Origin of the sequence: Streptomyces sp. NPDC047072, from assembly GCF_040643855.1 — a bacterium.
Classification (GTDB): Bacteria; Actinomycetota; Actinomycetes; order Streptomycetales; family Streptomycetaceae; genus Streptomyces.
Genome location: NZ_JBEYVC010000046.1, coordinates 18,836 through 39,546 on the forward strand (window position 1 = coordinate 18,836; position 20,711 = coordinate 39,546).

General features: G+C 71.2%; 18 protein-coding genes. 13 read left to right on the forward strand and 5 right to left on the reverse strand.

The features are described from left to right. Window positions 1-96 precede the first annotated feature (96 nt). The 4 genes from ABZ896_RS21200 (at window position 97) to ABZ896_RS21215 (ending at window position 3,270) form a co-directional block, all read left to right on the forward strand. Complete coding sequence (locus tag ABZ896_RS21200; protein WP_360931055.1) at window positions 97-2,004, forward strand: ABC transporter ATP-binding protein; 1,908 nt, start codon at window positions 97-99, stop codon at window positions 2,002-2,004. 3 nt (window positions 2,005-2,007) lie between these two features. After that, a complete protein-coding gene (locus tag ABZ896_RS21205; protein WP_360931058.1) occupies window positions 2,008-2,271 on the forward strand; it encodes a hypothetical protein in 264 nt (87 codons plus the stop codon). A 194-nt stretch (window positions 2,272-2,465) separates the two neighbouring features. Next, a complete protein-coding gene (gene panD, locus ABZ896_RS21210) occupies window positions 2,466-2,885 on the forward strand; it encodes an aspartate 1-decarboxylase (RefSeq protein WP_360931061.1) in 420 nt (139 codons plus the stop codon). A 37-nt stretch (window positions 2,886-2,922) separates the two neighbouring features. Beyond that, on the forward strand, window positions 2,923-3,270 hold the full coding sequence (locus tag ABZ896_RS21215; protein WP_360931064.1) for a GNAT family N-acetyltransferase: 348 nt from the start codon (window positions 2,923-2,925) through the stop codon (window positions 3,268-3,270). A gap of 392 nt (window positions 3,271-3,662) precedes the next feature. Here the strand turns inward: ABZ896_RS21215 and gndA are convergent, their stop codons facing one another. After that, on the reverse strand, window positions 3,663-5,102 hold the full coding sequence (gene gndA, locus ABZ896_RS21220) for an NADP-dependent phosphogluconate dehydrogenase (protein WP_360931067.1): 1,440 nt from the start codon (window positions 5,100-5,102) through the stop codon (window positions 3,663-3,665). Window positions 5,103-5,381: 279 nt separating this feature from the next. On the opposite strand from gndA, the gene ABZ896_RS21225 reads away from it, so the two are divergent. Further along, a complete protein-coding gene (locus ABZ896_RS21225) occupies window positions 5,382-6,530 on the forward strand; it encodes a transglycosylase family protein (protein WP_360931070.1) in 1,149 nt (382 codons plus the stop codon). Here the strand turns inward: ABZ896_RS21225 and ABZ896_RS21230 are convergent. After that, complete coding sequence (locus tag ABZ896_RS21230; protein ID WP_360931073.1) at window positions 6,520-7,632, reverse strand: DMT family transporter; 1,113 nt, start codon at window positions 7,630-7,632, stop codon at window positions 6,520-6,522. The two genes, ABZ896_RS21225 and ABZ896_RS21230, sit on opposite strands and share 11 nt — an antisense overlap. 209 nt (window positions 7,633-7,841) lie before the next feature. Between ABZ896_RS21230 and ABZ896_RS21235 the strand changes: the two genes are divergently transcribed. The 6 genes from ABZ896_RS21235 (at window position 7,842) to ABZ896_RS21260 (ending at window position 16,818) form a co-directional block, all read left to right on the forward strand. After that, window positions 7,842-8,558: a (2Fe-2S)-binding protein gene (locus ABZ896_RS21235; protein ID WP_360931076.1), complete on the forward strand. Its 717-nt coding sequence runs from the start codon at window positions 7,842-7,844 to the stop codon at window positions 8,556-8,558. A gap of 38 nt (window positions 8,559-8,596) precedes the next feature. Continuing rightward, window positions 8,597-9,751 (forward strand): glycogen synthase, encoded by a 1,155-nt coding sequence (gene glgA / locus ABZ896_RS21240; RefSeq protein WP_360931079.1) that lies wholly within the window; start codon window positions 8,597-8,599, stop codon window positions 9,749-9,751. 48 nt (window positions 9,752-9,799) lie between these two features. Beyond that, window positions 9,800-11,020, forward strand: coding sequence for a glucose-1-phosphate adenylyltransferase (gene glgC, locus ABZ896_RS21245; protein WP_360931082.1), 1,221 nt, complete (start codon window positions 9,800-9,802; stop codon window positions 11,018-11,020). Window positions 11,021-11,108: 88 nt separating this feature from the next. Further along, window positions 11,109-13,733, forward strand: coding sequence for a PA14 domain-containing protein (locus ABZ896_RS21250; RefSeq protein WP_360931085.1), 2,625 nt, complete (start codon window positions 11,109-11,111; stop codon window positions 13,731-13,733). Window positions 13,734-13,878: 145 nt separating this feature from the next. Continuing rightward, window positions 13,879-15,207: a wax ester/triacylglycerol synthase family O-acyltransferase gene (locus tag ABZ896_RS21255; RefSeq protein ID WP_360931088.1), complete on the forward strand. Its 1,329-nt coding sequence runs from the start codon at window positions 13,879-13,881 to the stop codon at window positions 15,205-15,207. Window positions 15,208-15,312: 105 nt separating this feature from the next. Further along, window positions 15,313-16,818 carry an SDR family NAD(P)-dependent oxidoreductase gene (locus ABZ896_RS21260; RefSeq protein WP_360931091.1) on the forward strand — a complete coding sequence of 502 codons (1,506 nt, stop codon included), beginning with the start codon at window positions 15,313-15,315 and terminating at the stop codon, window positions 16,816-16,818. Here ABZ896_RS21260 and ABZ896_RS21265 read toward each other — a convergent pair. Continuing rightward, window positions 16,797-17,657, reverse strand: coding sequence for an SDR family oxidoreductase (locus tag ABZ896_RS21265; RefSeq protein ID WP_360931094.1), 861 nt, complete (start codon window positions 17,655-17,657; stop codon window positions 16,797-16,799). The genes ABZ896_RS21260 and ABZ896_RS21265 overlap by 22 nt on opposite strands. A gap of 25 nt (window positions 17,658-17,682) precedes the next feature. After that, window positions 17,683-18,033 carry a hypothetical protein gene (locus ABZ896_RS21270; RefSeq protein WP_360931097.1) on the reverse strand — a complete coding sequence of 117 codons (351 nt, stop codon included), beginning with the start codon at window positions 18,031-18,033 and terminating at the stop codon, window positions 17,683-17,685. 470 nt (window positions 18,034-18,503) lie between these two features. Here ABZ896_RS21270 and ABZ896_RS21275 point away from each other — a divergent pair, with 470 nt between their 5' ends. Together ABZ896_RS21275 and ABZ896_RS21280 are read left to right on the forward strand one after the other, a co-directional pair. Then, window positions 18,504-18,677: a hypothetical protein gene (locus tag ABZ896_RS21275; protein ID WP_106980896.1), complete on the forward strand. Its 174-nt coding sequence runs from the start codon at window positions 18,504-18,506 to the stop codon at window positions 18,675-18,677. Window positions 18,678-18,729: 52 nt separating this feature from the next. Continuing rightward, window positions 18,730-19,212 (forward strand): N-acetyltransferase, encoded by a 483-nt coding sequence (locus ABZ896_RS21280; protein ID WP_360931100.1) that lies wholly within the window; start codon window positions 18,730-18,732, stop codon window positions 19,210-19,212. A gap of 6 nt (window positions 19,213-19,218) precedes the next feature. On the opposite strand, the gene ABZ896_RS21285 is transcribed toward ABZ896_RS21280, so the two are convergent. Then, complete coding sequence (locus tag ABZ896_RS21285; RefSeq protein WP_360931103.1) at window positions 19,219-20,562, reverse strand: amidase family protein; 1,344 nt, start codon at window positions 20,560-20,562, stop codon at window positions 19,219-19,221. Window positions 20,563-20,711: the final 149 nt, after the last annotated feature.

Below are 20,711 nucleotides of genomic sequence, written 5' to 3' on the forward strand. Positions count from 1 at the left end.
GGCCAGTGGCTTACGTACGGTCATCGAGTCCTTCGGTGGGGCAGAATTTGTTCGGGCATTGACCTCGACAACGCTTGAGGTTCTACGTTTTCTCCCATGAGCATGGAGACCACAGCCTGGACACAGCTGCACAGCGTCATGAACGCCGAGCAGGAGCGCCGTCCCTTCGCCCGCGAGACGCTGCGCCGCATCGGCGCGTTCGCCCGCCCGCACCGTACGCGGATCACGCAGTTCGTGGTGCTCGGGGTGGCGACCGCGCTGCTCGCCGTCGCCACGCCCGTCCTCGCCGGACGCGTCGTGGACGCGATCGTGTCGGGCGACGACGAGGGCACGGTCGTACGCCTGGCCCTGCTCATCGCGCTCATCGCGGTCGCCGAGGCGGCGCTCGGCATCCTGGCCAGACGCCTGTCGGCCACGCTCGGGGAGGGTCTCATCCTCGATCTGCGGACGGCTGTGTTCGATCATGTGCAGCGCATGCCGGTCGCGTTCTTCACACGCACTCGTACGGGAGCGCTCGTCTCGCGACTCAACAACGACGTCATCGGCGCCCAGCGCGCCTTCAGCAACACCCTGTCCGGCGTGGTCAGCAACCTGGTCACCCTGCTGCTGACCCTTGTGGTGATGCTCACCCTCTCCTGGCAGATCACCCTGCTGGCGCTCGCCCTGCTCCCGGTGTTCGTGATCCCGGCCCGCCGTATGGGCAGTCGGATGGCCCGCATGCAGCGTGAGGCGGCCACCCTGAACGCGGCCATGGGCACCCGCATGACCGAGCGCTTCTCCGCCCCCGGCGCCACCCTCGTCAAGCTGTTCGGCCGCCCGGAGCAGGAGTCCGTCGAGTTCGCGGCCCGTGCCCGCCAGGTCGCGGACATCGGCGTACGGACCGCCACCGCCCAGTCGGTGTTCATCACCGCCCTGACCCTGGTCTCCGCCCTGGCCCTCGCCCTCGTCTACGGGCTCGGCGGCTGGTTCGCCCTGCGCGGCACCCTGGAACCGGGCGCCGTCGTCTCCCTCGCCCTGCTCCTGACCCGTATGTACGCCCCGCTCACCGCCCTCGCCGGAGCCCGCGTGGAGGTGATGAGCGCGCTGGTCAGCTTCGAGCGGGTCTTCGAGGTACTGGACCTCAAGCCGCTGATCGACGAGAAGCCGGACGCCCGCGAGGTCCCCGAAGGCCCGGTCGCCGTCGAGTTCTCCGACGTCCGCTTCGGCTACCCCTCCGCCGACAAGGTCTCCCTGGCTTCCCTGGAGGAGGTCGCCGCTCTCGACACCCGCGGCGGCAGCGAGGTGCTGCACGGCGTCTCCTTCCGCGCCGAACCCGGCCGGACGGTCGCCCTCGTCGGCACCTCCGGCGCGGGCAAGTCGACACTCGCCGCACTGCTCCCTCGCCTGTACGACGTCGACGGCGGCGCGGTCCTGGTGGGCGGCGTGGACGTCCGCGACCTTTCGGCGTCCTCCCTCCGCTCCACCGTCGGCATGGTCACCCAGGACGGCCACCTCTTCCACGACACGGTCCGCGCGAACCTGCTGCTGGCCCGCCCGGAGGCCACCGACACCGAGCTCTGGTCCGCGCTGGGCCGGGCCCGCCTCGACGACCTGGTCCGCTCGCTGCCGGACGGCCTCGACACCGTCGTGGGCGAACGCGGCTACCGTCTCTCCGGCGGCGAACGCCAGCGCATGACCATCGCCCGTCTCCTCCTCGCCCGGCAACGGGTCGTCATCCTCGACGAGGCCACGGCCCACCTCGACAACACGTCCGAGGCGGCCGTCCAGGAAGCCCTCACGGAGGCCCTGGAGGACCGCACGGCGATCGTGATCGCCCACCGCCTCTCCACGGTCCGCGCGGCCGACCTGATCCTCGTGATCGAGGACGGCGCGGTCGCCGAACGCGGCACGCACGAGGAACTGCTGGCCCTCGACGGACGGTACGCGGAGCTGTACCGGACACAGTTCGCGGCCGCGGACGGCGGGGCGAGGGAGATCGCATCCGCTACGGAGGCTGTGGCATAGGCCGTGGGCCAGAAGGTGCTGGAGCCCGGTGGCCCCGACGGCGAGGAACGCCAGCAGCAGGACACCGCCGACGACCAGACCAGCGTCACGGCCACGCCGATGGGCACGTTGATCAGGAAGACGCCCCGCCAGCTGAGGCCACTGGAGATCAGTCCGCCGGCCACCGGCCCGATCGCCGAGCCGCCGATGCCCTGCAGCACCCGGGACAGGATCAGCATCAGCGGCGACTGCGCCGCGCCGCGCCGCACAGCAGCGAGGCGACGGTGAATGGGACCACGCCGATCGCCTACAGCCGCCTGCGGCCGAAGCGGTCGGCGAGCGTACCGCTGGTCAGCAGCAGGGCGGCGAGGGCCAGCGCGTAACCGTCGATCACCCACTGGAGGTCGGCGAAACTGTAAGGTGGCGCAACAGCCCTTGACCTGCACAAAGCGGGCAGGGAGCCGACCAGTGGGAGTGCCCCTATGTTGCGCACCATGTTCAAGTCCAAGATCCACCGAGCCACCGTCACCCAGGCCGACCTGCACTACGTGGGATCGGTGACCATCGACGCGGAGCTGCTCGACGCCGCGGATCTGCTGCCCGGTGAGCTCGTCCACATCGTCGACATCACCAACGGCGCCCGCCTGGAGACGTACGTCATCGAGGGCGAGCGCGGCTCGGGCGTGGTCGGGATCAACGGGGCCGCCGCCCATCTCGTCCACCCTGGCGATCTGGTGATCATCATCAGTTACGCTCAGGTGACCGACGCCGAGGCGCGGGCACTCGCACCCCGGGTCGTGCACGTGGACCACGGCAACCGCATCGTGGCCCTGGGTGCCGACCCGTCCGAGCCGGTGCCGGGCTCGGACCAGCAGCGCAGCCCGCAGGCGGTGTCCGCCTGACCCGGCTCACGACGGCCTTCGGACCAGGAGCGTGCCCATGAGCGACATCGAGATCCGCGACGACCGGCCCGCGGGCCGGCTGGAGGCGCACGGCGACGGCGGCGAAGTCGTCGGCCACATCCAGTACTTCGTCCTCGAAGCCCCCGAGCGCGCCCTGGTCCCGGTCCACACCATCGTGGAACCGGCCCACGAGGGCCAGGGCATCGCGGGCTCCCTCGCCCGCGAGCTCTATACGATCGCCGCCCGCGAGGGCGTCCAGGTCGCCCCCCTCTGCCCGTACGTCGTCAAATGGGCCGCCCGCCACCCCGAAGAGGCCCCCGCGGCCACCCCGGAACTCCTCCAGGCGGCCAAGAACTGGCTGACCGCCCACCCCGAGGGCTTCTGACCCACCCGGGTGACTGCGCCCACGGCCACCGGGTACGCGGGGGATGAGTCCAGAGCCGACGTCTACGACAGGCTGGAGGACACCATGACCAACCCGTACCCCGACCCGGTCCCTCCGGGCCCCACACCGGGCCCGGGCCCGGCCCCCACACCGGGCCCCGGACCGGAACCCACCCCACCACCCCCACCGGACCCGACCCCGGGCCCGTCCCCGATCCCCCCGGACCCAGAACCGATCCCCAACCCGGAACCGGGCCCACCTCTGACGTGAACGAGTAGTGGGGCGACGAATAATCGCCGCCCCACTAGTCCCACCTAGGGGCGCGGGGCTGTGTCAATTTGCGGCTCCGCCGCGTGGGCGCGACCAGCCCCCACACACCCGCACAGACCCGACTACGAGGTCACCTCGGACCGATCCCCACCCCACAACGTGTGGAAGGACCCATCCCGGTCCACCCGCCGATACGTGTGCGCCCCAAAGAAGTCCCGCTGCCCCTGCGTAAGCGCCGCAGGCAACCGCTCGGCCCGCAACCCGTCGTAGTAGGCCAGCGCCGCCGAGAACCCGGGCGTCGGCACCCCCTGCCGGGTCGCCGCGATGATCACCTCACGCCAGTCGTCCTGCGCCGCCGCGATCTCCTGCGCGAACGTCTCGTCGGACAGCAGGCTCGGCAGGTCCGCGCGGGCGTCGTACGCGGAACGGATCCGGTCGAGGAACGCCGCGCGAATGATGCACCCGCCCCGCCAGATCGCCGACACCGCACCGAGGTCGATGTCCCACCCGTACTCGTCGCTGCCGGCGGCCACCTCGTGGAAGCCCTGCGTGTACGACACGATCTTCGACGCGTACAGCGCCTGCTCGACCTTGTCCGCGAACGCGCCCGCCTCCGCCTCGGTGAGCGGTGTCGCCTTCGGACCGGCGAGCCCCCGCGAAGCGTCCCGCAGCGCCGCGTGCCCGGACAGGGAGCGGGCGAAGACCGCCTCGGCGATACCGGAGACCGGGACACCCAGGTCGAGCGCGATCTGGACCGTCCACCGGCCCGTGCCCTTCTGCTCGGCCTGGTCGACGACGACGTCCACGAACGGCCTGCCCGTCGCCGCGTCCACGTGCGACAGCACTTCCGCGGTGATCTCGATCAGGTAGGAGTCGAGCCGCCCGGTGTTCCAGGTACGGAAGATCTCGGCGATCCGCGCGGGGGAGTACCCGGCGACATCGCGCAGCAGCTGGTACGCCTCGCCGATCAGCTGCATGTCGGCGTACTCGATGCCGTTGTGCACCATCTTCACGAAGTGCCCGGCCCCGTCGGGACCGACATGGGTGACACAGGGCGACCCGTCCGCCGCCTTCGCGGAGATCTTCTCCAGCATCGGACCGAGGGAGTCGTACGACTCGACGGGCCCGCCCGGCATGATGCTCGGTCCGTGCAGCGCGCCCTCCTCGCCGCCGGAGACGCCCATGCCGACGAAGTGGATGCCCTGCTCGCGCAGTTCGCGCTCCCGGCGGCGGGTGTCCGCGAAGTGCGCGTTGCCACCGTCGATGATCATGTCGCCGGGCTCCAGGAGCGGGGCGAACTCCTGGATCACCGCGTCGGTCGGCTCACCGGCCTTCACCATGATGACCAGACGGCGCGGGCGCTCCAGTGCCGCGACGAACTCCTTGGCGGTCTCGGCACCGATGAAGTCGCCCTCGCCGCCGAACTCGTCCACCAGCGCGTGCGTACGGGCGGGGGTCCGGTTGTGCACCGCGACCGTATAGCCGTTGCGGGCGAAGTTCCGGGCGAGGTTGCGGCCCATGACGGCCAGTCCCGTGACGCCGATCTGCGCTGTCTTGCTCATACGGTGGGCTCCTCAAGCATCCGTTATTCGGTGGTGCCGGTCGTGCCTGTCAGTATCGTCCACCGGCCATCCTGACGTGCCGGTTCGTCGTCCGCACGTCCGGGGTGGCCGGCGTCCCGCCAGGTGATACGCACGAAACGCCGCACCTGCCTCAGCCGTCGCCGAACTCGCCCGGACATCCCGCCCCTTGGACCACAGTGCGGCCGATTGCCGTCTTGTCATGGCCTGTTCGGGGCGCTTATTTTTGGCCCTTCCGACACCTGTCGAGGGGGCTTCGACATGTCCGTACGCGGGCGGCACCGCCGGTACCAGCCGAACCGGATCAATCGCGCCTCGCTCACCGTCACCGCGGGTGGTGTCGGCATCGCGGTCCCGCTCATCGGCACGGGCACCGCCCACGCGGCCGACGTGGACACCTGGAACAAGGTCGCCGCGTGCGAGTCCAGTAACGACTGGAACATCAACACCGGCAACGGCTATTACGGCGGACTCCAGTTCACCCGGTCCACCTGGGAGGCGTACGGCGGCACCCGGTACGCGGCGCGGGCGGATCTGGCCACCAAGGACCAGCAGATCGCCGTAGCCGAGAAGGTGCTGGACGGGCAGGGGCCGGGCGCCTGGCCGACGTGCTCGGTGCGGGCCGGGCTCACGCGCGGCGGCGACACTCCGGACATCCACCCCGCGGGGACGGCGGGTACGGCGAAGAAGACGTCCGTGCAGGATGTCCAGCCGCAGACCACACCGCAGTCCCGGGCCGGGACCGCCGAGATGTACACGGTCGTCCGGGGCGACACGCTCTCCGGGATCGCCGACGACCAGCGGGTCAAGGGCGGCTGGCGGGGGCTGTACACGGCCAACCGCACGACCGTGGGCGCGGATCCCGACCTGATCCTGCCGGGGCAGCGGCTGAAGCTGCGGGGTTCCTCCGGCACGACCTCCGCGCAGAGCGCGCCGACCACGACCTCGACGGCGGCCGAGAAGACGGCGAAGAAGCCCGCGGACAAGCCCGCGGCGACCAGCACCGACACCCTGGTCGCCCCGGTGAACGCGTCCCTGGGCACCGCGTACCGCAAGGCGGGCTCCGCCTGGTCGAAGGGCTACCACACCGGCGTCGACTTCGCCGTGCCCACCGGCACCTCGGTGAAGGCGGCCGGGGCGGGGAAGGTCGTCACGTCCGGGTGGGGCGGCTCCTTCGGGTACCAGGTGGTCATCCGGCACGCCGACGGCCGCTACACGCAGTACGCCCACCTCTCCGCGATCTCCGTGAAGGCGGGGCAGACGGTGGGCGCGGGGCAGCGCATCGGACGCTCCGGCTCCACGGGCAACAGCACGGGCCCGCATCTGCACTTCGAGGTGCGGACCGGGCCCGGCTTCGGAACCGACATCGACCCGGTGGCGTACCTCCGGGCCGGCGGCGTCAGGATTTGACCCGCGCGCGATGCCGGTCGAGCACCGGCATCGGGATGTACAGGCCGCCGTAGAAGGGGCCGTAGGGGAACGGGGGTTCGTCGTCGGGGACATCGGGGGCATCGAGGGCCGCTGCCTGCCGGGCCGGTTCGACCAGGGAGAGCTCGGGGAGCGGACTCTCGGGTACCAGGACCTCCTCCGGTACGACGACCTCCTCGCGCCGCGCCTGCGTCGGCACCGTGTCCTCGACGCCCGCGCTCTCGTCGATGTCCGCGTGGTCGACGTCCGCGTGGGTCCGCTGGATCCGCTCCGTCGTCAGCAGGATCAGGCCACCCGCCGCCACCACACCGCAGCTCAGGGCGAGCAGGGTGCCCGTGGTGCCGTAGCGGAAGGTTTCGCCGAACATCGTGATGCCGACGGCGGCCGCGACCACCGGGTTCACGACGGTGAGCGTGGCCAGGGGTGCCGCGAGTCCGGCGCCCCGGTAGGAGGCCTGCGAGAGCATCAGTCCGGCCGTGGCGAGCACGCCGATCACGGCCAGCGAGGGGACGTCCGCCAGGGAGACGCCGCCGGTCCAGTCGACGGCGACGGTCTTGGTGAACACCGAGGACATGCCGAACGCTATGCCGGACGCGGTCGCGAGCAGCACGCTGCGCACCACCGGGTGCCGGTGCGCGGCGCGCCCCGCGATCATCAGCGCGACGACGGCCCCGGCGGTGGCCACCGCGGCGAACACCCGCTGGGGCGTGCTCAGCGACTGCGCGTCGGTCGCGCCGACCAGGGAGAGCAGACCGGCCAGGCCCACGGTCGCCATGATCGCGCCCCGCCAGGCGGCCGCGCCGGCCTTGCGGTGCACGAAGACCGCGGCCATCGGCAGGGCGAAGACGATGGTCAGGGCGCCGAGCGGCTGCACCAGGCTCAGCGGGCCGTACGCCAGCGCCACCACGTGCAGCAGACCGCCGAGGCCGTTCAGCGCGACCGCGGCCCACCAGCTGGGGCGGCGCAGGGGCGCGTACTGCTCGTCGGGGTGGTCCACCGCGACCTGCTCCTGCACGATCGCCCCGCCCGCGTAGGCCACGGCGGAGACGAGGGACAGGAGCACGGACAACGCGAGGGCACTCATGAGCTGCTCCTCTGCGTAAGGCGGGGGCCTTCGGCCCGGCGCGACGAACTGTCGTCTTCCATGACCAACACGATGCCGGGAAAAGTTCTTCCCGTCGTCGTACCTGAGCAGGCAATGGGTCCTACTGCCGATGGAGTACGAATCGGGCACTCTCATCCCCAAGGTGGGGGACCGCCACCCCGTCCTCCTGGCTGCGCCCCCTAGGGGGCTTGGTACTACTGCTCTTCGTGGACCTCGACCCCGCTCTCGCCGCGCTCCGGCCGCTCGGCGCCTTCTTCGCACTACGGACGACCGGAGCACCGGACCCGGCCCCGCCGACCCTCGCGCGGACATACGAAAATCAGGCGTCGGATGTTTACGGACATTCTATTACTTTTCGCATCCGCAAGGTAGGCGAGGCCCTCCACGCCCCCGAGCCGCGCATCGCCGCCTCCATCGCCCACCAGGCCCTCGCCGCCCGGCTGTGGTCCGTGGCGCTCGGCTGCGCCGTCCACTACGGCCGCATCCCCGACCTCGACCCGCGTCTCCTGGACTGGGACCCCGACGGCAGCGCCCCCGACGACCTCTGGCTCTCCGCCGTACGCCCGCTGCCCGGCGACGCCGCGACCATCGCGGCCGTCGTCCTCCAGGGGCACCTCGAACCCCTCGCGGCCCTGCTCCACGACCACCACCGGGTCGCCACCGGACTTCTGTGGGGCAACGCGGCCTCCGCGCTGACGGGCGCCGTCCGGCAGCTCGGCGGAGACCGGGCCCGCGCACTCGGCGCCGAACTCCTCGCCCACCCCCTCCTCGCCGGCGCCCTCGACCCGGTCACGCTCCGCCGTCGCAGCTGCTGTCTGTACTACCGGTTGCCCGGAAGTGGCGTGTGCGGTGACTGTTGCTTCACACGAGCCCCGCGCTCTTCCGCGCACGGCGCATCTGGGTGACCATGAAGGCAACCAGCCGCTGAGACAGGGGGATCCGGGTGCGAGTCGGCCTGCTGACCCGGGAGTACCCGCCGGACGTGTACGGCGGCGCGGGTGTCCATGTCGAGTTCCTCGCCCGGGAGTTGAGGGCCCTCGTCGACCTGGACGTGCACTGCTGGGGAGAGGGCCGCACGGAGGGCGTCATCCGGCACCGACCGTGGTCCGGGCTGGACACCGCCAACGACGCGCTGCGCACCTTCTCCGTGGACCTCGCCATGACCGCCGCCCTCGAAGGCCGAGAGCTGGTCCACTCCCACACCTGGTACGCCAACCTCGCCGGCCACCTCGGCAAGCTGCTGCACGGCATCCCGCATGTGATGACCGCCCACTCCCTGGAGCCACTGCGCCCCTGGAAGGCCGAGCAGCTCGGCGGCGGGTACGCCCTCTCCAGCTGGGCCGAACGCACCGCGATCGAGTCCGCCGACGCCGTGATCGCCGTCTCGGGCGCCATGCGTGACGACATCCTGAACTGCTACCCGGCCCTGGACCCGGCGAAGGTCCACATCGTGCACAACGGCATCGACACCGCCCTGTACCGGCCGGACCACGGCACCGAGGTGCTGGACCGCGTCGGCATCGACCGCGACCGCCCGTTCGTGCTCTTCGTCGGCCGCATCACCCGCCAGAAGGGCGTGCCCCATCTGCTGCGCGCGGTACGGGACATCGACCCCGCCACGCAGGTCGTGCTGTGCGCGGGTGCCCCCGACACCCCCGAGATCGACCGGGAGTTCCGCGACCTCTTCGAGGAGCTGAGCCGGGTCCGCGAGGGCGTGTTCTGGATCCCGCAGATGCTGCCGCGCCCCGAGGTGATCCAACTCCTCACCCACGCGGCCGTGTTCGTCTGCCCCTCGGTCTACGAGCCCCTCGGCATCGTCAACCTGGAGGCGATGGCCTGCGGAACCCCCGTCGTGGCCTCGCGGGTCGGCGGGATCCCCGAGGTCGTGGACGACGGCGGGACCGGGGTACTCGTCCCCGTGGACGACGACTTCGAGGCGGGCCTGGCGCGGGCGCTGGACTCGGTCATCGGCGATCCGGCGGCCGCCCGGCGGATGGGCGAGGCCGGACGGGAGCGCGCGGTGGGCGAGTTCGGCTGGGACGCGGTGGCCCGGCGTACGGTCCGGCTCTACGAGGAGATCCTCAAACAGGCGTACTAGGCGCTGTGCGAGGGCAGGCATGGGTCAACCAGGGTGAGGGGAGCGGCCATGCGTCGTGGCGGACCTTCGGTGCTCGGCATCGTACTGGCGGGCGGAGAAGGCAAACGCCTGATGCCCTTGACCACGGACCGCGCCAAACCCGCGGTCACCTTCGGAGGAACGTATCGCCTCGTCGACTTCGTCCTGTCCAACCTCGTCAACGGCGACATCCTGCGCATCTGCGTGCTCACGCAGTACAAGTCGCACTCGCTGGACCGGCACATCACCACCACCTGGCGGATGTCGAGCCTGCTCGGCAACTACATCACGCCGGTCCCCGCCCAGCAGCGGCTCGGCCCGCGCTGGTACCTGGGCAGCGCGGACGCGATCCTCCAGTCGCTGAACCTGGTCTACGACGAACGCCCCGAGTACGTGGTGGTGTTCGGCGCCGACCACGTGTACCGGATGGACCCGCGCCAGATGCTCGCCCAGCACATCGAGTCCGGCGCGGGAGTGACAGTGGCCGGCATCCGGGTGCCGCGCTCGGAGTCCTCGCAGTTCGGCGTGATCACGCCGGGCTCGGACGGACTGACGGTGGAGCGCTTCCTGGAGAAGCCCGCCGACCCGCCGGGGCTCGTGGACGACCCGGAGACCGTCTTCGCCTCGATGGGCAACTACATCTTCACCACCAAGGCTCTGATCGAGGCGTTGCAGCGGGACGCCGAGGACGAGAACTCCCTGCACGACATGGGCGGTTCGATCCTCCCGCAGCTCACCGACCGGGGCGAGGCCCAGCTCTACGACTTCACCACCAACCACGTCCCGGGCGAGACCAGCCGCGACCGCGGCTACTGGCGGGACGTCGGCACGCTGGACGCCTACTACGACGCCCACATGGATCTGATCGCCGAGCGCCCCGCGTTCAACCTCTACAACCGCCAGTGGCCCGTCTACACCCACTCCGGCCAGCTCTCCCCGGCCCGTTTCAACGCGGGCGGCATCGCCAGCGAGTCCATCATCAGCGCGGGCTGCCTGATCCGCGGCCAGGTGACCCGGTCGATCCTCTCGCCGGGCGTGGTCGTCGACCCGGGCGCGGTGGTCCAGGGGTCGGTCCTGCACGACAACGTCAAGATAGGCCGGGGCGCGGTGGTCCGCGGCGCGGTCCTCGACAAGAACGTGGAGGTCCCGCCGGGTGCCACGATCGGGGTGAACCCGGAGCGGGACGCGGAGCTGTACACGGTCTCCAAGGGCGGGGTGATCGCCCTGGGGAAGGGCCAGTTGGTCTCGTAGCGGGTCTGGTCCAGGGACCCTGCCGGGTCCCTGGACGGAAGCCGGAATCCGTGTTGTCATGCCAGTTCATGTCCATGACAACGTTGTTATGGAGGCTTCCGTGCGCAGGAGACATCTCAGAGAACGACTGGCCCTGCTGTTAGCGCTGCTCCTCGGCCTCGCCGGCCTCACCGCGGCGCCCGCCCCGGCCGCCGAGGACCCCGTCGAGGCCCGCGGCCTCAAGGGCGAGTACTACACGCAGTCCGCCCCCGGCGCCTTCGACTTCGGCCAGCTCAAGGCGACCACCTTCGACCCCAACCTCGACTTCGACACCCTGGAACCCCGGCTCACGGCCGCGACCGGCCGCTCGGACGACGTCAGTGTCCGCTGGACCGGCAGGCTCGTGCCGACGGCGTCCGGCCCCCACACCTTCTCGGTCATCGGCGACAACGGCTTCCGCCTCTGGGTCGGCGGACAGCTCCTCATCGACCACTGGGTCGACGACTGGGACCGCGAACAGACCGCGCAGCCCGTCGAGTTGACGGCCGGACGGGCCTACGACATCAAGGTCGAGTACTTCGAGCACTACGGCGGCTCCAACCTCCACCTGCGCTGGACCCCGCCCGGCGGCACCAAGGAGGCCGTCCCCCAGTCGGCCTTCCGCCTCCCCGAGGGCTACGACTACGACGGACCCGTCGCCACCACCGTCCTCGGCACCGGCCGCACCCTCAGGCTCGACTTCGCCCAGCCCCTCGCCGCACTCCCGGCCGGTCTGACCGACCACCTCCAGGCGGTGATCGGCGGCGCCAAGTGGCCGCTGGGGGCGGTGAGGCGGGACCCGGCGAACCCGCGCTCGCTCCTCGTCGCCCTCGACGAACCCGTCGTAGGCAACAAGACCGGCACCGCACGCGGTACGGCCGACGTCCGCTATGACGGCGCGGGCGGCCTCGCATCGGCAGACGGCAACGTTGTCGAGCCATTCTGGAGCAGCGGCCCCAACCGGTCGACGTACGAACTGCGCACCCGCTGGGCCGACGAGGTGGGCCCGGACAACGCCCATCCGGAGTACCCGCGCCCGCAGTTGACCCGCGACGCCTGGCAGAACCTCAACGGGCGCTGGCAGTTCGCCGCCGCCGAGGCAGGCGAGCAGCCGCCCGTGGGCCGCAACCTCGCCGAGCGCATCCTGGTCCCGTACCCGGTGGAGTCCCAACTCTCCGGTCTGGAACGGCACGAGGACCGCATGTGGTACCGCCGCACCTTCACCGTCCCGCGCGACTGGCACATCGGCGACGGCAAGCGGCTGAAGCTCAACTTCGGCGCCGTCGACTGGAAGACCGAGGTGTACGTCAACGGCACCAAGGTCACCGAACACACCGGCGGCTACGACAAGTTCGGTGCCGACATCACCGACGCGCTCAAGCCAGGGCGTACCCAGGAACTGATCGTCGGCGTGTACGACCCCACCGACGCGGCCGACGGGGAGAACCCGCCCCTCGGCAAGCAGCGCCTCGACCCGAGCGGCATCTGGTACACCCCGTCCTCCGGCATCTGGCAGACCGTCTGGATGGAACCGGTCGCCCCGGACCACGTCGACTCCCTCAGGCTGACCCCCGACGTCTCCACCAACCGGCTGACCGTCGAGGCGAAGGGCGTCCGCGACGGCGTACCGATCACGGCGACGGCGTACGACGGAAAACGCAAGGTCGCAACCGCCCGCGGCCGCACCGGCGGACCGCTGACCGTCACCCTCGAGAACCCGCGCCTGTGGTCGCCCGACGACCCCTTCCTGTACGGCCTGAAGGTGACCGTTGGCGCCGATCGCGTCGGCAGCTACTTCGGGATGCGCTCGGTCTCCGTGGAGAACGTGAACGGGACCCCCCGCACCCTCCTCAACGGCGCGCCGGTCTTCATGATGGCCACCCTCGACCAGGGCTTCTGGCCCGACGGGCTGCACACCGCCCCCACCGACGAGGCCCTCGCGTACGACCTGAAGGTGCACAAGCAACTCGGCTTCAACGCCGTGCGCAAGCACATCAAGGTCGAGCCGGACCGCTGGTTCTACTGGGCCGACCGGCTGGGCCTCATGGTCTGGCAGGACATGCCCGCCACGACGGCCGGTGTGAGTCCGGGCACAGCCGCCCGCGCCGAGTACGAGCGGGAGATGAAGGAGATGATCGACGAGCACATCAGCAGCCCGTCGGTCGTCATGTGGGTGACCTTCAACGAGGGCTGGGGCCAGTACGACATCGGACGTGTCGCCGAACAGGCCAAGGCCTGGGACCCGACCCGCCTGGTCAACAACCAGTCGGGGCTCAACCTCGGCGCGGACGGCGGGACCGGCGACATCATGGACGAGCACGGCTATCCGAGCCCGGCCCTGCCGCCGCACCCGGATGGCAAGCGCGCCCTGGTCAGCGGCGAGTACGGCGGTCTCGGGCTCGCGGTGCCCGGCCATGCCTGGTCGGTGCAGCAGTCGTACGTCGACGTCGACCCGGCGACCTACACCGACGACTATCTGGCCAAGCTCGACGAGGTGCGCGCCCTGGTCTGCCGGGGGAGCAACGGCGCCGTCTACACCCAGATATCCGATGTCGAGGGCGAGCTGAACGGGCTGCTCACCTATGACCGGGCGGTGCTGAAACCGGACGTCGAGCGGGTGCGGGCCGCGCACGAGGCGCTCATCCGGGACGCGTCACGGGCCACACCGGCCGGATGTGTGACTACCGACGGCTGATCGGAGGTACACCAGGAGTCCCGCCCCTTTCACGAGGGGCGGGACTTAATCCGTTGTTAACTGTGCGTAGCTTGATCGTACTTGACCGTAATCGCCGAAGGGCGATTGACTGCTGGCCCACCCGTCGTCGACGCGAGGCAAGCCATTGACGTCTGACCTGCTCGCACCTCTCGACCTGGCGTTCTGGAACATGGAATCCGCCGAGCACCCCATGCACCTGGGCGCGCTCGGCGTCTTCTCGGCCCACTCGCCCACCGCGGGCGCCCACGCGGCGGACCTGCTCGCGGGCCGCGCCGCCGCCGTACCCGGACTGCGCATGCGGATCCGGGACGCGTGGCCGCTCGGCTTCCCGCGGGCCTTCGGGGGAGCCGCCCGGGTACCCGACCCCGCTTTCGACCCGCTCCGGCACGTCCTGCTGCACGCCCCGACCGCCGACTTCCAGGCGGAGGCGGGCCGGCTCATGCAGCGCCCCCTGGACCGCGAGCTGCCGCCCTGGGAGGCCCATGTGCTGCCCGGGGAGGACGGTACCTCCTTCGCCGTGCTCTTCAAGTTCCACCACGCCCTGGCCGACGGACTGCGGGCGCTCACCCTCGCCGCCGCCGTCCTGGACCCGATGGACCTGCCCGCCCGCAAGCCGCGCCCCGAGGAACCCGCCAAGGGCCTGCTGCCGGACATGCGCAAGCTGCCCTCCCTGGTCCGGGGCGCCGTCTCCGACGTGGGCCGCGCCCTGGACATCGGCGCCTCCCTCGCCGTGTCCGGTCTGGGCGTGCGCTCGTCGGCCGCGCTCGTCGCCGAACCGTCCGGCACCCGCCGTACCGCCGGTGTGGTCGTCGACCTCGACGACGTGCACCGCGTCCGCAAGCGCCGCGGCGGCACCGTCAACGACGTCCTGATCGCGGTCGTCGCCGGCGCCCTGCGCCGCTGGCTGGACGAGCGCGGCGACGGCAGCGAGGGCGTGGCACCCCGCGCCCTGATCCCGGTCTCCCGGCGCCGCCCGCGCACCGCGCACCCACAGGGCAACCGGCTCTCCGGCTACCTGATACGGCTTCCGGTCTGCGACCCCGACCCGCTCGGCCGCCTGGACACGGTCCGCACGGCCATGGACCGCAACAAGGACGCGGGGTCCGACCGGGGCGCGGGCGCCGTCGCCCTGCTCGCCGACCACGTCCCGGCCCTCGGTCACCGCCTCGGCGGACCGCTGGCCGGCCAGGCCGCCCGCCTCTGGTACGACATCCTCGTCACCAGCGTCCCGCTGCCCAGCCTCGGCCTGAAGCTCGGCGGCAACCCGGTCACCGAGGTCTACCCCTACGCGCCCCTGGCCCGCGGCCAGTCCCTCGCGGTCGCGATCTCCACCTACCGGGGACACGTCCACTACGGCCTGGTCGCCGACGCGCGGGCCGTACCGGACCTCGACCGGCTCGCGGCGGCGCTGCACGAGGAGGTCGAGGCGCTGATCACCGCTTGCGAGGCGTGATCGTCTCCGGGTTTACGGGCCCACTCCGGTACTGAAGTAAAATTTCGCGTTCGACAGCGGACGCGTCCGGAGCGGCGCACGGGTGAGCAGGGAAACGGCAGCGCGATGACGGTGACAGAGGACGGCTCGGCGATCTCGGACGACGCCGTGGACGAGGTCGTGTACGGCCCCGGCATCGACCCGGAGCGGCTCGCCGTCTGCCTGAGCGTGCTGGAGGAGCTCGACCAGCTGGACGTCGACCACCCCGACGCGATCGCCGTGCGCCGGGCCACCGCCGGCGTCTACCGCACGGTCAAGCAGCGCCGCCGCCAGGAGCGCCGGGCCGCCAAGACCGCCCACGACAAGGCGGTCACGGAGGCCACGGCGACCGGCTCCGCCCAGCGCATCGACGACGAGACCGAGGGCATCCTGCCCTCCTCGGTCACCGAGGAGGGCAGGATCGCGGGGATACTCCAGCGCCCGCGCTCCTGCTACACCTGCAAGACCCGGTTCGTCGAGGTCGACTACTTCTACCACCAGCTCTGCGCGGACTGCGCCCGTCTGAACCGCGCCAAGCGCGACGCCCGCGCCGACCTCACCGGCAAGCGCGCGCTGCTCACCGGCGGGCGCGCCAAGATCGGCATGTACATCGCGCTCAGGCTGCTGCGCGACGGCGCGCACACCACGGTCACCACGCGCTTCCCCAAGGACGCCATCCGCCGCTTCAAGGCCATGGACGACTCCGGTGACTGGCTGCACCGCCTGGAGGTCGTCGGCATCGACCTGCGCGACCCGGCCCAGGCCGTGGCCCTCGCCGACCAGGTCGCCGCGGCGGGCCCGCTCGACATCCTCGTCAACAACGCGACCCAGACCGTACGACGGCTGCCGTCCGCGTACGCGGCGCTGGTCGAGGGCGAGAGCGCGCCGCTGCCCGCCGGGGAACTGCCCGCGCACCACGTCATCGGCGCGTTCGGATCCGGTGCGGTCGACGGGCTCGCCGCGCTGCCCGTGGGGATCTCCGGCCTCGACGCCCAGCAGGTCGCCGACCTCGCGCTGGTCGCGGGCAACGCCAGTGTCGCGCGGCACCTCGACGGCACCGCCATCGACGCGGGCGGGCTGGTCCCGGACGTGGTCGACACCAACACATGGGTGCAGACGATCGAGCAGATCTCGCCGGTGGAGCTCCTTGAGACCCAACTGTGCAACTACACCGCGCCGTTCATCCTGATCAGTGCGCTGCGTCCGTCGATGGCGGAGGCGGCGCGCAAGGCCGCGTCGAAGCGGGCGTACGTCGTGAACGTGTCGGCCATGGAGGGGGTCTTCGGGCGCGGCTACAAGGGTGCGGGGCATCCGAACACGAACGCCGCCAAGGCCGCGATGAACATGGTGACCCGGACCAGCGCGCAGGAGATGTTCCAGTCCGACGGCATCCTCATGACCTCGGTCGACACCGGCTGGATCACGGACGAGCGTCCCCACTACGACAAGCTGCGGCTGGCCGAGGAGGGGTTCCACGCGCCGTTGGACCTGGTGGACGGGGCGGCTCGGGTGTACGACCCGATCGTGCGGGGGGAAGACGGCGAGGACGTGTACGGGGTCTTCTTGAAGGACTACGCGCCGGGGAAGTGGTAGTCCGTCGTCGGCTGCGGGTTTGTGGGGGCTGGTCGCGCAGTTCCCCGCGCCCCCAGGTTGCGTAGGGCCTCCTGTGTCGACACGTGCGCCCGCTGCACTCGTGTTCCGCCGTCCACCAGTAGGTCCGCGCCGGTGATCCATGCCGCTGCGTCCGACGCCAGCCACACCACCGCCCTTGCGATGTCCTCCGGCTCTCCGATCCTGCCCAGTGGCAGGCCCGAGGCGATCTCCTGCTCGCCCGGCTCCCAGACGAAGCGGGCCATCTCCGTGCGGACCAGGCCGGGGGAGACGGAGTTGACCCGCACTCTCGGGGCGAGTTCGCCCGCCAACTGTTGGGTGAGGTGCAGCAGGGCCGCCTTGCTGGTGCCGTAGGCGCCGAGGCGGGGGCCCACATGCGCTGCGCCCTCGGTGCAGATGTTGATCACCGAGCCGCCGTGCTCGCGCATCCAGCCCCGCCACACGCCCTGCGTCAGCCGCAGCGCCGCCTCCACGTTGACGGTGAACGCGTTGCGCCACTCATCCGGGTCCACGTCCATCAGGGGGCCGTACGGCTGATTCGTCGCCGCGTTGTTGACGAGGATGTCCATGCGCCCGAACTCGCGCAGGGTCAGGTCGACGACCGACCGGAGGTGGTCGGGGTCCGCCACGCTGCCCGCGAGGCCTGTGCCCTTGAGGTCGGTGGCCACCCGGAGAACGTCCTCCGCGTCCCGTGCCGTCACACACACCCGCACTCCGGCGTCGGCGAGTTGCCGGGCCACGGCCAGACCGATCCCGCGCGTGCCGCCGGTGACGATCGCGGCCCGACCCGCCAGTCCTTCCAGTCCGTACGACGATGTCATCGCCGTACCGTCTCATGACGGACCGTCAGTCGACAGTCTCCAGACGGGAGTTGCGGGCGGCGACCAGTTCGAGGACCGCGCGCCAGTCCTCCAGGACGCCCGCGTCGAAGGCGGATGTGCGGGCCTCCTCGGCCGCGAGGCGCAGCAGGTCGTCGTCGGGGGCGGGGCCGTGGTGGCGCAGGAGACGGCAGACCCGTTCGCCGAGCAGGGTGCGGACGGCTTCGGCGGCCTGGGCGATGTCCTGCACCAGGCCCGCCACCTGGAGCTCCTTGTCGGCGGGCCGGCCGCGACGCAGCAGCGCGGCGGTCCGCAGGGCGTGCTCGCTCCCGCAGGCGTGCAGCAGATCCATCAGCTCGTCGACACTGCGCAGTTCCATACGCCAGACCTCCCGCCGGGCCGTCCGTTGCCGTGGTTCAGCAGATCATGGGCGCCTTGCGATTCGGCCAACGGCAACTGAACTGCGTGCCCCCCTTCGGCTCGAAGGGCCGGTCGGATCCGTAGGCCGAACGGGTGACTCCGGAAAGGTTCACCCTGTGACAAACCACCGCAGAACATGGCCGGAAGAAGCCAGGCGAATTGCAATGGTTACCCCTTGTTTTCAGCCCCTATCGAGCGGACCCCTGCTCATTTGGTTAATCTGTAGCGGACGGACGGCAGTACGGGGTCCCACCCACACCCATGGTCCGTCCCGGGACAAGCCGGTCACCACGGCCTGCTCTCACATGAGTTACCGGCGCCACCGCGTCCGAACCCGATCTCGACCCAGACCCGAGCGGGCGTCCAGCGCCGGACCATAGGTTGGCCAGGTACGTCCCGAGGGTGAGCCCGACACATAAGGAGTGCGCGGTGACACCGGAGAAGACGAATCGCGAACAGCGCCCCAAGGAACGCACGGAGCGCGCCGGCCGACGGCCGGGAGAACTCGGCAGCCTCGACGTGTGGGCGCGCTCCGCCCCCATCCGGCTCGCGGGGTACGAGGACGACCTCGCCGAGCCCCACATCCTGCCCAGCGTGGACTGACCGCAGGACCCTTCGCGATCGCCGACGGCATGGGCGTGCGAGACTCACGCCCATGCCGATCAGAGAAGCCGCGGCCGACGACTGGCCGCGGATCTGGCCTTTCTGGCACCGCATCGTGGCCGCCGGGGAGACCTACACCTGGGACCCGGACACCACCGAGGAAGCCGCCCGCGCGCTGTGGACGCATCCCGCCAAGCGCGTCTACGTCGTCGAGGACGACAGCGGAGCGCTGGTCGCCTCGGCCTACCTCACCCCCAACTACGGCGGCCCCGCCGCCCGCATCGCCAACGCGGGCTTCATGGTCGACCCCGACCAGGCCGGCCGCGGCTACGGCCGCGCCCTCGCGGAGCACATCCTGGCCGCCGCGAAGGCCCAGGGCTACCGGGGCATGGTGTTCAACGCCGTCGTCGAGACCAACCCGGCCGTGAAGCTCTGGACCTCCCTCGGCTTCACGATCCTGGGGACCGTGCCGGAGGCGTTCGACCACCCCCGGCATGGGCCGGTCGGGCTGCACGTCATGTACAAGGCGCTCTGAGAGGCGTCAGTCGAGCGGTGCCGTGCGCTGCCACGGCTGCCGTCGCTCCAACTCCTCCGCCAGGTCCAGCAGTACGGCCTCCGACCCAGGCCGCGCCACCAGTTGTACGGCGGTGGGGGCGCCCGAGGGCAGGGTGCCGAGGGGGACCGACATCGCCGGCCAGCCGGTGAGGTTCCACGGGGGAGTCAGGGGCGAGTAGTTGGAGTTGACCAGGACGTTGGCCAGCCAGCCGCGCTCGTGCCAGGGGCCCGCCTTGGGGGAGCGGCGGGCGAGGGCGGGAAGCAGCAGGACGTCGTGCTCGGCGAAGAAGGGTTCGAGGCGTCGGCGCAGCTCCTCGCGTGCCTTGCCCGTCCGAACCGTGCCGAGGAAGCGCCGCCCGATCGCCGCGTGCACCCGGGTGCGCCGGGCCAGCCGGCTCCGGTCGAGCCCCTCGGCGTCGACGGACGTACCCGCCGTCCAGGTGGTCAGTGACGTCAGGCTCAGCGACAGCGGATACGGCGGATCCGCGCGCCGCACTTGATGGCCCCCCTTGATGAGGAGCCCGGCCGCATCCCGTACGGCCTTCGTATACGGCTTGGTGACGGCGATCCCGGCGAGCGGGCTGCGCAGCGAGACGGCGACCTTCAGCGTGGCGTGCTCGTCCCGTCGTACGAACGAGCTGTCCGCCATGACCGAAAGCAGCAGCCGCGCGTCCTCGACGGTCGTCGCGAGCGGGCCGTTTTCGGACATGCCGAACCAGTCGCCGTCACTGATGCCGGCGGGGACCACCCCCGACCCCGGCTTGATGGTGACCAGGCCGCAGTTGGCCGCCGGGATGCGCAGCGAGCCCATGCCGTCGTTGCCGAGGGCGATCGGCACCAGGCCCGCGGCGACCGCGGCCGCGCTGCCGCCGGACGAGCCGCCCGCGTTGCGCGAGGTGTCCCACGGGTTGCGGGCGGTGCCGTGGACGCCCTCCGTAGTGCCGAAGACGCACAGCTCGGGGACGTTCGTGAGACCGACGACCACCACGCCCGCCGCCCGCAGGCGCGCCACGGTGACGTGGTCGTGGTCGGCGGGCGTGTCCGGGGTCGCGGCGGAGCCGACGCGGTTGCTCTCGCCGCGCACGGCGAGGTTGTCCTTGACCGCCACCGGCACACCGGCCAGCGGGAGTTCGTCCAGATCGCCCCGCGCCCCGACCTCGTCGGCCTCGGCGAGCGCGGCCTCGGCCCGCACCACCCGGAAGGCTCCGACACGGCCGTCCAGCCGCTCGATCCGGGCGAGGTGCTCGGCCACCACCTCCCGCGGCGTGACCCGCTTCTCGCGTACGGCGGCGGCGATCTCGGCGGCGGTCCTGCCGGCCCAGCTGGTCACGTGCGCTCCTCGGGGCTACTGGTGAGTACGTAGGGAGAACTCTGCCCGTGCGCGGGCGCCGAGTCGAGAGCGCTCGCGCTTGGACATTCGCACCGGTCCTCTTGGACTTTTCGCTTCCGGTTCGTCCGACGGAAGGCCGTTGACCAGCA